Here is an 11907-nt window from a genome sequence, read left to right as displayed (position 1 = left end):
GAAAACGGCTAGAGGACAATTGGAGAAAAGCATTCCTGGACGATTCGAATTTCCCGGGGTTATGTTTCTCGGGTGACTCGCTACAGGACCGCACTCATCACCGGGGCGTCGGGCGGGCTGGGCGCCGCCTTCGCCCGCGCGCTCGCCGCCGGCGGCACCTCGCCGGTCCTGGTGGCGCGGCGCGCGGACGCGCTGACGGAGCTGGCGGACGGGCTCTGCGCCGCGCACGGCGTCACCGCCGAGCCCCTGCCGGCCGATCTGGCGGACCCGTCCGGGCTGGCCGCCGTCGAGGCCCGGCTGGGCGACCCCGCACGCCCGGTCGACCTGCTGGTGAACTGCGCCGGGATCGTCGGCGGCATCGGCCCGCTCCCGCACCAGGACCCGGCGGCGCTGGACGCGCTCGTCGCGCTGAACGTGACGGCGGCGGTGCGGCTGACCCGCGCCGCGGTCGGCCCGATGGCGGCGCGCGGCGGCGGCGGGGTGCTGAACGTGGCCTCGACCGGCGCGTTCGCGCCCGCGCCCGGCGGCGCGGCCTACGGGGCCAGCAAGGCGTTCCTCGTCGCGTTCAGCGAGTCGGTGCACGGCGAGGTGACCTGGCTGGGCGTGCACGTGACGGCGCTGTGCCCGGGCGCCGTCCGCACTGGCGTCCACGACGCCTCCGGGCACCGGGGCAAGCGGATCGGCCGGGTGCTGGAGGCCGACGACGTGGTCCGGGAGGGGCTGGCGGCGGTGGCCGCCGGGCGCCCGGTCCACGTTCCCGGGCTCGACTACCGGGCCCGCGCCCGGCTCGCCCGGCTCGCGCCCGCCCTCGTCCGGCGGCGCCGCTACAGCACCTGGGGACGCCGTACCGCGCGGGCGCTCGCCGAACCCCGCGCATGACATCACCCCGCGCATGACGTCGTCCCGCCCGGCCGCGGCCGGGCGGGACGAGCGCTCTCGCGTCAGGCCGCCAGTTCCTCCAGCGCCCGCACCGCGTCCGGCATGCGCGGCAGCCGCTCCATGTCGTCGGCGAGCGCGCGGGCCTGCCGGCGGAACGACGAATCGGGCTCAAGAATGCGCGCCGCGTTTTCCCGAATTGTTTCCGCGTCGGCTTCGTCCGGGCGGAGGAAAACGCCCGCGCCGGACGAGCAGAACGTGCGCGCCGTGAGGAGCGTGTCGGGCATCAGCGGGAGGATGAGCTGCGGCACCCCGTACAGGGCGGCGGTGTGGCTCGTCCCGGAGCCGCCGCGCTGCACCACCAGGTCGCAGGTGGGCAGCAGCACGTCCAGCGGGACGGACTTCGCGATCGTCACCTCCGGCGGCAGGTCCGGCAGCAGGTGCTCCTGGCGGGCCGCGATCGCGATGACCAGCTCGGCGTCCAGCGACAGCATCGCCTCGAGCACGTTCGGCGGCAGGAACGCCGTCTCCCCCACCATCCGGTCGGTGGTGGTCCCCCAGGTCAGGCAGACCCGGGGGCGCCCGGACCGGCCGGGCTCGTGCGCCGCCGGCGGGACGACCGGCAGCGCGTTGTAGGGCACGAACCGGATGTGCTGCCGCCGCACCGGCGCGTCGATCTGGACGTACGGCGGGCACGGGTCGACGGTCAGGTCGCCGAGCGTGGACGCCGGCCGGTCCAGCCCGAGCGACTCCAGCAGCGGGTCCAGGACGTCGGTGTGCTCGGGCCGGATCGCGGCCGACAGGTCGGGCCCGAACAGGCTCCGCACCGCCGGGACGCCCAGGTCGTCCGCCACCAGGACGCCCGCCCACGCGAGCGGGTCGTACACGACCGCGTCCGGGCGCCACGCGCGGGCGTAGTCGAGCAGGCCGGGCGTCATCGCGGCGGCGATCGCGGTGTAGTGCTCCATGACGGCGCGGCTGCGCGCGGCGTGCCGCTCGGCCAGTTCGGCCTCGCCGCGCGCGTGGTCGTTCTCGTAGTCCATCACGGTGACGATCCGCTCCTGGAAGTCCCCGACGATGTCGAAGTCCTCCCCCGCGGTGACGGCGGGCAGCCCGGACGCCGTGATCGACGGCACCAGGTCGGACGGCGCCGCGAAGCGGACGTCGTGCCCGGCGACCCGGGCGGCCCAGGCGAGCGGGACCATCGGGTAGAAGTGCGTGGTCCAGGCCCAGCTGGTGAACAGGATGCGCATGGCGGGGTCCTCCTCAGGCGGGCACGGCCCGCTGCGCGAGCCGCTCCAGGTCGGCGACGATCTCCCAGGGGGCGGGCTGCGCGGCCAGCTCGGCGCGGAGCCGCGCCGCCGCCGCGCCGAACGACGGGTCGGCCAGCAGCCGCCGTACCAGCGGCCCGGTCCCGGCGCGGACGGCCGCGGCGCCGCCGTCGCGCGGCAGCAGCATCAGCCCGGCGCCGCTCGCCTCGATCCGCAGCGCGTTGCGCACCTGGTCGGGCGAGAGCGCGACGACGAGCTGCGGCACGCCCGCAGCGACCGCGCCCAGCGTGCTCCCGCTGCCGCCGTGGTGGACGACCGCCGCGCAGGTCGGCAGGATCGCGTGCAGCGGCACCTGCTCCAGCTCCCGCACCCCGTCCGGGACCGGGCCGAGCAGCTCCGCCTGGTCCGCGGCGCGCGCGACGAGCACCTCCAGGTCGTCCCCGGCGAGCTCCGCCGCGACCGAAGCGACGGCCTCGCGCAGCCAGAACGCGTCGGGGCGGCCCATCCGGGACATCGCGGTGCCCCAGGTGACGAGCACCCGGGGCCGGGCGGCCGGGGCGTCGAGCCAGCGCGGGATCTCGCCGGGGCCGTTGAACGGGACGTACCGGACGGGCCGGTGGTCGGGCGTGCCCGCCTCCCGCAGCGACGCCGGGCCCGGGTCGAGCGTCAGCTCCCCGCCGAGGTCCACCTCGGTCAGCCCGAACCGCTCCCACAGCGGGGTGAGCAGCCGCCGGTGCAGGTGCTCGACGGGCGCGGTGACGTCCGGCCCCCACAGGTGCCGGACGGACGGGACGCCGAGCACCGCCGCGACCAGCGCGCCCGCCGCGGCCGTCGGCTCGTGCACGACGAGGTCGGGGCGCCACGACCGGGCGAACGCCACGAGGTCGTCCGCCATCCGGTCGGCGATGCCGGCGAAGACGCCGACGACCGCCTCCGCGTCCGCCTCGGCCGCCGCCGGGTCGCGGTCGCTCCAGTCGATGTCGTACATCGGCCCGACCCGCTCGGCGAACAGCGGCGCGACGTCGCCGTCCGGCCCGCACTCGACGATCTGGTGCCCGGACCGGCCCACGGCGTCGGTCAGCCCGGGACCGGACGCGATCCGCACCTCGTGGCCCGCGCCGCGCAGCGCCCACGCGAGCGGCGCCAGGACATGGAAGTTCGTCGGCCACGGGACCGTCACGAACAGTACGCGCATCTGTCGTCCCCTCTAGGAGTAGTAGGCGGGCCCGGTCGTCAGCTCGGGCCACTGCTCGGCGCAGTGCCCGTGCACCACGAGCGCGCCCGTCGCCTCGGCCAGGTCCATCAGCCGCGCGGTGGCGGCGCGGGTCGCGGGCTCGTCCACGTCGAACGGGTACATCGGCCGGGTCTCGGCGTTGCGGGCGGCCCGCTCGGGGATCGCGTCCACCGCGAGCAGCACGGGCCCGGTGTCGGGCAGCCGCACCAGCAGCGACTGGTGACCGGCGATGTGCCCGGACGTCTCCAGCAGGTCGATCCCGGCCAGCAGCTCGGTGTCGCCCTGGACGCGGCGGTACTTCAGCTCCGGGCGGTCCCAGGCGGAGCGCGTCATCTCCAGCCTGGGCACCGTCCCCGACAGCGCCAGCTCGTGGTGCTCGCGCTGGATGACGAACTCGGCGTCCGGGAACGCGTCGTGGTTGCCGGCGTGGTCGGGGTCCAGGTGCGAGCAGACGACCATGTGGACGTCCTGCGGCGCGAGCCCGACCTCGGCCAGCCGGGACACGACGTCCTCGCCGGCCTCGACGCGGATGGGCTCCGGGGACCCGGGCGCGTACCGGCCGGCGCGCGCCCGGGGGTAGCCGGTGTCGACGAGGACGTTCACGCCGTCGTCGGTCTGGATCAGGTAGCAGGCGATCGGGGCCCCGGTGGCCACGAGCGTCCCGGTGCGAAACAGGTACAGGCGCATGTCGGCTCCTCGCGGATTCGGCTCCTCGCGGACGAGGTGCGGTGCTGGTGTCAGCGGGCCCGGTGCGGCCGGGTCACGACGACGCGGGTGGGGTCGCCGGGGGCGCCGCCGGTGACGAGCGCGGCGACGAACCCGCGTCCGGCGTGCGCGAGCCCGGTGTAGGTGCCGATGTAGGGGCCGCCGAACCAGTACGGCGCCGCGGCCAGGTCGGCCGGTGCGGCGAGCCGCCGTTCGGTCCACTTCCCGGCGGCGGCGCAGTCGCCGGCGCGGCAGGTCGCGAGCCACACCGCGGCGGGCGCGCCCGCCTCGGGAGTGTTGCCGCGGAAGTCGTAGTAGCTGACCCCGACGGTGCCGTCCGCCGCGACGTCGACCTGCGGCAGGAACGCCTGCCCGGAGCCGTACTCGTCCGAGTCCGGCGTGAGGTTCGCCTTGCGGCGCGGCGTCCAGGTGGCGCCGCCGTCCTCGGACGCGGACAGGCCGACCGCGCTGAGGCTCCGCGACAGCCCCGCCTCGCCCCACACGACGTAGACCTTGCCGGTGCGGCCGTCCACGGCGATGTCGGGGACGGAGCCGGGCGCCATCATCGGGACGTACGGCGGGTGGTCGGGCAGGATCGGCGTGTTCATCTCGACGTCGGCGACGGTGACGGGGGCGCTCCACGTCGCGCCGCGGTCGGCCGAGCGCAGCACCCGGACCCGTTCGGGCAGGTCGCCGGGGTGCGGGCCGCCGCCCACCGGGTGCTCGTTCTCCAGGAACACCGTGACGAGGCGGCCGTCGGGCAGCACCACGACCTGCCCGCCGAAGGTGCCCGCGCCGGGCGTCTGCGGACGGTGGATCGAGCGCGGCTCGGCGAACGTGCGCCCGCCGTCGTCGCTGACGGCCAGCAGCAGGTCGTGGGTGCCGCCGTCGACGTCCCGGCGGTTCCACACGGCGTACACGCGGCGCGGGTCGCGGGGGTCGACGGTGACGGTCGACTTGTCGTTGAAGTAGCGGGGGCGCGGGTCGTTCGTGAGGGTGACGGGGTCGCTCCAGGTGCGGCCGCCGTTCCACGACCGGCTGACGACGACGCCCGTCGCGTCCTGCCCGGTGGCGCTGACCGTCGCGTACAGGACGCCGCTCGGCCCGAACGCCACCCACGGGTTGGTGGCGCGGCCGTTGGCGCCGCCCGCGCAGGCGCCGACGCCGGGCAGCACGGTGCGCCGCCAGGTGCGGCCGCCGTCGGCGGTGGACGCGACGACGATGCCGCGCGAGCTGCCGCTCGCCCACAGGTCCTGCCGGTAGGCGACGGCCCGCCGCCACGGGCGGCGCGGGTCGACGGCGAGGTGCGACTCCGATTCGGCGTGCAGGGTGAAGGTGTCGCCGGGGGACGCGTCGGCGGTGCAGTCGGCGAACGGGCTCGGCCCGTCGAGGCGCCGCTCGGGCGACCCCCCGGGGCCGGCGGCCGCCGCGGGCGGCGCGGCGACGAGCGCCCCGGCCAGCGCGGCGGCGACGGTGGCGGCCGCACCGGCGCGGCCGGTGCGGGATCGGGTTCGGGACACGGGGCGGCTCCTAGCTCTCGGGCGCGGGGGGCGGGGCGGTCAGGCGAAGACGCGGCCGAGGTAGCCGCGCAGCGCGGTCAGGTCGTGCAGCGGGCCGCGGAACCCGATGTGGCCGTCCGGGCGGACGACGTACAGCCGGGGTTCGTCCGCGTCGACGGCGCGGTGCAGGGCGCCGTCCGGGTCGGCGGTCTCGCCGGGGCGGGGCTCGCCGGGGGTCAGCAGCCAGGTCCGCAGCTCCGGGTAGGCGTCGGCGAGGGCGCGCACCCGGACGGTGTCGGTGCCGGGGCCGTCCAGGCCGGCGAGCCCGGTGAGCGCGACGAGCGCCCAGTCGGCGCCGAGCGTCTCCGACAGCGGCGCCCCGGCGCCGTCCGGGCCGCGCACGGGCGGGTCCGGGAGCCGCTCCCCGGCGGCGGGGCCGGGCAGGTCGGCGGCGTCGCGGCACAGCTCCCCCGCCGGGTAGCGGACGGGCGGCTGGGTGCGGACGTCGTGGGTGGCGGTGCGGACGCGGGGGCCGTGCAGCGCCTCGGCGTCCGGGTGGGTGCCGTAGGCGAGGATGCGGGACGCGTGCTCGATGGTGGCGCGGGCGACGGCGCGGCGCTCGTGGTCGTAGGAGTCGAGCACCGCCTCGCCGGTGACGCCGCGTTCGACGTCGGCGAGCTTCCAGGCGAGGTCGTGGGCGTCCTGCACGCCGCCGTTGAACCCGTGCACGGGCATGGGGACGGTCTTGGCGGTCTCGCCGACGACGAAGCAGCGGCCGGAGCGGAACCGCCCGGCGAGGCCGCGCGCGGGACGGGACCGCCAGACCGGCCCCGTGTACCGGGGATCGCCGGTCATCCCGGTGACCGCGCGGACCGTGTCGGCCAGCGCGGACCAGTCCGGCGCCGACCAGTCGGCGGGGTCGGGGTCGGGCTCCATGGTGAAGAGGCGGTGGCGGCCGTCCGGCAGCGGGACGAACCCGATGTTGCGGTGGTCGGCGAGGAAGATGTGCTCCTCCTCGGGCGGCAGCGGGAGGACGCCGCCGAGGTCGACGTCCAGGTGGAACATGCGGACGCCGGGGACCGCCTCGCCCGACCAGCCGAAGCCGAGGGCGGTGCGCAGCCCGTCGTCCGCCGCGCCCTGCGCGAGCACGACCCACCGGACGCGGACCCGCTCGACGCCGCCGGGGCGCCGGAGCTCGACGTCGGCGCCGTCCGCGTCCTGGCGGACGGACGCGGCGAGCACCGGGCGCTCCACCGGGACGCCGCGCGCGGCGAGCGCCCGGGTCAGGACGTCCTCGGTGACCGGCTGCGGCAGGGTCAGCGGCAGCGGCCAGCGGCCGTCCTCGTCGGCCATGGAGTGCGCGAAGGACTCCCCGCCGAGGTGGAACACCTTGCGGCGCAGGGTCACGGCGGACCGCGCCAGCTCGCCGACCGGCGCGCCCGCCCGGTGCAGGACGCCCAGGGTGCGGGGCCACAGCATGTAGCAGCCGGTCGCGGCGGCCGGCCGGGGCGTCCGGTCCACCACGCGGCACGGCACCCCGCGCCGGGTCAGTTCCAGGGCGGCGGTCAGGCCCGCGGGGCCCGCGCCCACGATGAGCACGGCGGTCGCTGCGTCGGTCATGCCCGGGACGCTAGGAACGGCGGATCGAGACCCGGTCGAGGGCGGCTGGGGCGAGCGGTCCTCGACCCGCCTTCAAGCCCCGCCGCCCAGCATCGGCGCCGGAGACCGACACCGAGGAGGCGGCGGGATGCACGCGAACACGGAGACCGGCACGGGGGCGGCGACCGAGACGGGCGCGGGGACGGGCGCGGAGCGGCGGGCGGTGGCGTTCGTCGGGCTGGGCGGCATGGGCTCGGGGATGGCGCACGCGCTGCTCGAGGCGGGCTTCCCGCTCACGGTCCACAACCGGACGGCGAGCCGCGCGGAGCCGCTGACGGCGGCGGGCGCCGCCGCCGCCGCGACGGCCGGGGACGCGGTGGACGGCGCGGCCGTCGTCGTGGTCAGCCTCGCCGACGAGGCCGCGGTCGAGGAGGTCGTGTTCGGGGCGCTCGTGGGGCGGCTGCGGCCCGGCGCGCTGCTCGTGGACACCTCGACCGTGTCGCCCGCCTACTCGCGGGACGCCGCGGACCGCCTCGCCGCCCTCGGGGTGCGCCGGGTGGAGGCGTGCGTCGTCGGGAACCCGCTGATGGCCCGGGCCGGGAAGCTGCGGGTGTTCACGGCGGGCGACCCGGCCGACGCCGAGGCCGCCGGGGACGTCCTCGCCGCGTTCGGCCGGGAGGTCCGGCACCTGGGCGCGACCGGGAGCGCGTGCGTGCTGAAGCTGGCGTTCAACGTGCTGCTCGGCGTGCAGGTCGCCGCGCTGGCCGAGGCGGTGACGATGGCCGAGGGCGCGGGCCTGCCCCGCGCGGAGCTCCTCGACGCGCTCACCGGCAGCGGCTTCAGCGCCCCGACCCTCGACTTCCGCGCCGGGTTCATGCGGTCCCGCGAGTACGCGCCCGCCGCGTTCCGCACCGCGCTGATGGCCAAGGACCTGCGGCTGGCGCTGGACGTCGGCGCGGGCGGCGGGACGCCGATGCCGGTGACGGCCCGCGCCGCCGACCGGTACCGGTCGGCGGCGGAGACGGGCCGCGCCGACCAGGACGCCGCCGCCATCGTCGAGCTGCCCGGCTGACCGGGCCCGGCGGCGGGCGGGGACGTCAGCCGCGGGCCTTCTTGCGGGCGTCGTACCGGGCGGCGAGCGCCGACCCGACGAGGACGACGTAGCCGATCGCGCCGCGCGCCGCGCCGTCCACGGCGGAGCCCGCGGCGGTCTCGTCCATCCCCCAGGCGAGCGCGCACGCGCGGCGCGCGGCGAACACCAGCACGGCGATCAGCAGCGCCGGGACGATGGCGAGGACGGGCGCGAGCCGGCGGACCGTGTCCTGGGCGGCGGTGTTCCCGCCGTCCTCGCGGAGCACCATCACCAGCCCGCCGAGCAGGAAGAACACCATGATCCCGATGCAGAGCGGGCTCGCCACGAGGATCCCCCGGAAGTCCCCGCCGGACAGCGACAGCACCAGCCATCCCACGGTGACGGCCGCCGCGCACAGGGCGGACATCTTCCACGGGAACAGGCGTACCGCCTCGCGCATGTGCTCTCCTCGGCTCACGGTCGGTGGACGACGATCCTCGCACGGGGCGGTCGAGGATCGGTCGAGAACGGCGGAGCCGATCGTTCCTCGACCGGGCGTCGAGGCCCGCCGCCCAGCATCCTCGGCATGGACGCGCAGGAACGCACCTCGGTACTGATCGTCGGCGGCGGTCTCGTCGGGCTGGCCATGTCGGCCTTCCTGGCCCGGCTCGGCGTGCCCGCCCTGCTGGTGGAGCGGCGCTCCGGGCCGTCTCCGCACCCCCGGGCGCGCGGGGTGAACCCCCGCACGATGGAGCTGCTGCGGCTGCTCGGGATCGCCGACCGCGTCCGGGACGCGGAGTCGGCCCGCGCGCTGGCCGGCAACCACGGGATCGTCGCGGTCGAGACGCTGGCCGGGCGGCGGCTCGGCGAGCTGGCCGAGCCGTACTTCCGCGGCGTCCGGGACCCGGCCGGCCTGTCCCCCGAGTCCTGGTGCATGGTCCACCAGGACGAGCTGGAGCCGCTGCTGCGCGACCGGGCCGTCGAGCTCGGCGCCGCCCACCGCTTCGGGACGGAGTACGTCGGCCACACCGAGACGGACGGCGGGGTGGTCGCGACGGTCCGCGACACGGCGTCCGGGCGGACCGCCGCGGTGGCCGCCGACCGCCTCGTCGCCGCGGACGGCGCGGGCGGCGGGATCCGGGAGCGCCTCGGCATCGGGACGCACGGCCCCGGGGCCCTCGCCCGGTTCGTGAACATCGCCTTCACCGCCGACCTGACCGGGCCGCTGGACGGCCGCCGGTTCATCATGTGCTACACGACGGGCACCGGCACCCGGTCGGCGCTGCTGCCGGTCAACAACACCGACCGGTGGATGCTGCACGTCCTGCGCGACGCCGACGACGCCTCCCTCCCCGGACCGGACGAGTGCGCCGCCCTCGTCCGCGCGGCGGCCGGCGTGCCGGACCTGCCCGTGCGCGTCGACGGGGTCCTGCCGTGGGTGTCGGCGGGCCGCGTCGCGGACGCGTTCGCCGCCGGGCGCGCGTTCCTCGTCGGCGACGCCGCGCACGTGATGCCGCCGTCCGGCGCGTTCGGCGCGAACGTGGGGGTGCAGGACGCGCACGCCCTCGCCTGGCGGCTCGCGGCCGTCGCCCGCGGCGACGCCGGCCCCGCGCTGCTGGACGGCTACGACGCCGAGCGCCGCCCCGCCGCCGACCACGCGATGCGGCAGGCCGTGCTGCGGTCGCGGGACCGGCCCCGGTTCGTCGGCGGCGGCGACGCCCCGCCCCCGGACCCGGACCTGGAGCCGGACGAGAACGTCGTGTTCGGCCCCGAGCCGGACGGGACGCCGGGGCGGCGCGCGCCGCACGTCGTCCTGCCCGGCGGGACGTCCACGATCCACCGGTACGGCACCCGCTTCGTGCTCGGCCACGGCCCCGCCGGGGACGGGTGGGGGCGCGCCGCCGCGGCCGCGGCGGCGGACGCGGGCATCGGCGTCGACGCCTACGGCGGCGACGACGCCTGGTGCGCGGCGCACGGCGTCGCGCGCGACGGCGCGGTGCTCGTCCGCCCGGACGGCGTCGTCGCGTGGCGGGCGGCGACCGGGCCGGACGATCCGGGCGCGCTCGCCGGCGCGCTCCGCGGGGCGCTCGCGGCGCCCGTCCCGGGGGCGGCGCGATGAGCGTCCGGGCCGCCTTCACCGGGCACGGCCCCTGGTACCGCACGCTGTTCCTCACCGACATGTGGGAGCGGTTCAGCTTCTACGGCATGCAGGCGATCCTCGTGCTGTGGGCGGCGGCGCCGGCCGCCGAGGGCGGGCTGGGGCTGGACGGGCCGACGGCCGCGGCGCTGTTCGGCGTCTACATCGGCGGCGTGTTCGTGCTGGCGATGCCCGGCGGCTGGCTGGGCGACCGGGTGCTCGGGGAGCGCCGCGCCGTGCTGTGGGGCGGCCTCGGGATCATGTGCGGGCACTTCGCGATGGCGCTGCCCGCGCGTCCCGCCGCGTACGCGGGGCTGCTGCTGATCGCGGCGGGCACCGGGCTGCTCAAGCCGAACATGAGCGCGCTGCTCGGCCGCTTCTTCGACGCGGGCCGGTCCGTCGAGCGGGAGGCCGCGTTCTCGGTCTTCTACATGAGCATCCAGGTCAGCGCGCTCGCCGCGCCGCTGCTCGTCGGGTTCCTCGGCGAGACGGTGAACTGGCACCTGGGGTTCGCCGCGGCCGGCGTCGGGATGGCGTTCGGCGTCGCGCAGTACGCGGCCGGGCGCCGCCACTTCGGTGACGTCGGCGACCGGCCCGCCCGCCGCGCGGCGCCCGCCGAGCTGCGGCGGGCCGGGCTGGTGGCGGGGACGGTCGCCGGTGCGGCGGCGGCGCTGCTCGCCGTCGACGTCGCCGCGGGGACGTTCGTCCCCGACCATCTGATCGTCCCGATCGGGCTGGTGATCATCCTGGCGGCGCCGGCGGCGTACACCGGGATGCTGCGCCGTCCCGGGCTGACCGCCGCGGACCGCGCCCGCGTCCGCGCGTTCGGGTGGCTGTTCCTCGCCGCGGCCGTGTTCTGGATGCTGGTGGGCCAGTCCGGGTCGGTGCTGAACCTGTTCGCCGAGCGGTCCACCGACCGGGACGTCCTCGGCTGGACGGTACCGGCGAGCTGGTTCCAGTCCGCGACGCCGCTGTTCGTGCTGCTCGTGGCGCCGGTCACCGCGGTGGTGTTCCTGCGGCTGGGGCCCCGGTTCGGGGTGCGCGGCAAGTTCGTGGCGGGGATGGCGCTGTCGGGCGCCAGCTTCGTCGTCATGGCGGGCGCGGCGCTCGCCGCCGGAACGGGGAAGGCGTCCCCGCTGTGGCTGCTGGCCGTGCTGTTCCTGCACGCCTGCGGCGAGCTGGTGCTCGGCCCGGTCGGGCTGAGCGCCGCCGCCGACGCCGCCCCGCCGGCGTTCCGCGTGCAGATGCTCGGGCTGTGGTGGCTGTTCTGCGCGATGGGGATGGGCCTCGGCAGCTCCACCGCGCGCGTCTCCGAGTCCGTGTCCCCCGCCCTGTACTTCGCGGCGCTGGGCGCGCTCGCGCTGGCCGTGGCCGTCCTGCTCGCGGTCTGCGCCGGGTCGGCCGCCCGCCGCCTCGCCTACGCCGCGCCGGCGCCGACCGCGCCGGCGCCCGCCGACCGGACGGCCGGTCCGGCGGCCGGGCCGCGCACGACCGGCCCGCTGATCACCGACTGA

At 77.4% G+C, this 11907-nt stretch carries 10 protein-coding genes; 4 read left to right on the top strand and 6 right to left on the bottom strand.

The annotated features are described in order from the left end of the window. Window positions 1-72: 72 nt before the first annotated feature. A complete protein-coding gene (locus tag H505_RS0107975) occupies window positions 73-879 on the top strand; it encodes an SDR family NAD(P)-dependent oxidoreductase (protein WP_026401566.1) in 807 nt (268 codons plus the stop codon). Between the two features lie 62 nt (window positions 880-941). Here H505_RS0107975 and H505_RS0107970 read toward each other — a convergent pair whose 3' ends face one another. Genes H505_RS0107970 through H505_RS0107950 form a run of 5 tightly spaced genes read right to left on the bottom strand, consistent with a single transcriptional unit; the run spans window position 942 to window position 7205 of the window. Further along, entirely contained in the window at window positions 942-2129 is a 1188-nt protein-coding gene (locus H505_RS0107970; RefSeq protein ID WP_026401565.1) for a nucleotide disphospho-sugar-binding domain-containing protein, read from the bottom strand. Window positions 2130-2142: 13 nt separating this feature from the next. Beyond that, window positions 2143-3342: a nucleotide disphospho-sugar-binding domain-containing protein gene (locus H505_RS0107965; protein ID WP_026401564.1), complete on the bottom strand. Its 1200-nt coding sequence runs from the start codon at window positions 3340-3342 to the stop codon at window positions 2143-2145. Window positions 3343-3354: 12 nt separating this feature from the next. Continuing rightward, window positions 3355-4068: an N-acyl homoserine lactonase family protein gene (locus H505_RS0107960; RefSeq protein WP_026401563.1), complete on the bottom strand. Its 714-nt coding sequence runs from the start codon at window positions 4066-4068 to the stop codon at window positions 3355-3357. A gap of 50 nt (window positions 4069-4118) precedes the next feature. Continuing rightward, on the bottom strand, window positions 4119-5606 hold the full coding sequence (locus tag H505_RS0107955) for a sialidase family protein (RefSeq protein ID WP_026401562.1): 1488 nt from the start codon (window positions 5604-5606) through the stop codon (window positions 4119-4121). A 39-nt stretch (window positions 5607-5645) separates the two neighbouring features. Further along, the gene (locus H505_RS0107950) at window positions 5646-7205 is read right to left on the bottom strand and encodes an FAD-dependent monooxygenase (RefSeq protein WP_026401561.1); all 1560 of its coding nucleotides are present in this window, start codon (window positions 7203-7205) and stop codon (window positions 5646-5648) included. 127 nt (window positions 7206-7332) lie between these two features. On the opposite strand from H505_RS0107950, the gene H505_RS0107945 reads away from it, so the two are divergent. Further along, window positions 7333-8256, top strand: coding sequence for an NAD(P)-dependent oxidoreductase (locus H505_RS0107945; protein ID WP_084549972.1), 924 nt, complete (start codon window positions 7333-7335; stop codon window positions 8254-8256). Window positions 8257-8281: 25 nt separating this feature from the next. On the opposite strand, the gene H505_RS0107940 is transcribed toward H505_RS0107945, so the two are convergent. Next, a complete protein-coding gene (locus H505_RS0107940; protein WP_026401559.1) occupies window positions 8282-8716 on the bottom strand; it encodes a hypothetical protein in 435 nt (144 codons plus the stop codon). 126 nt (window positions 8717-8842) lie between these two features. Between H505_RS0107940 and H505_RS0107935 the strand changes: the two genes are divergently transcribed. Both H505_RS0107935 and H505_RS40475 read left to right on the top strand, forming a co-directional pair. Further along, window positions 8843-10375, top strand: coding sequence for an FAD-dependent monooxygenase (locus H505_RS0107935; protein ID WP_034517048.1), 1533 nt, complete (start codon window positions 8843-8845; stop codon window positions 10373-10375). Then, window positions 10372-11907, top strand: coding sequence for a peptide MFS transporter (locus H505_RS40475; RefSeq protein ID WP_064743549.1), 1536 nt, complete (start codon window positions 10372-10374; stop codon window positions 11905-11907). Before H505_RS0107935 ends, H505_RS40475 begins: the two co-directional genes overlap by 4 nt.

Source organism: Actinomadura rifamycini DSM 43936, from assembly GCF_000425065.1.
In the GTDB taxonomy this organism is placed as follows: Bacteria; Actinomycetota; Actinomycetes; order Streptosporangiales; family Streptosporangiaceae; genus Spirillospora; species Spirillospora rifamycini.
The sequence above is the reverse complement of the archived record's forward strand: the minus strand, read 5'-3'. Positions and strand labels throughout refer to the sequence as shown.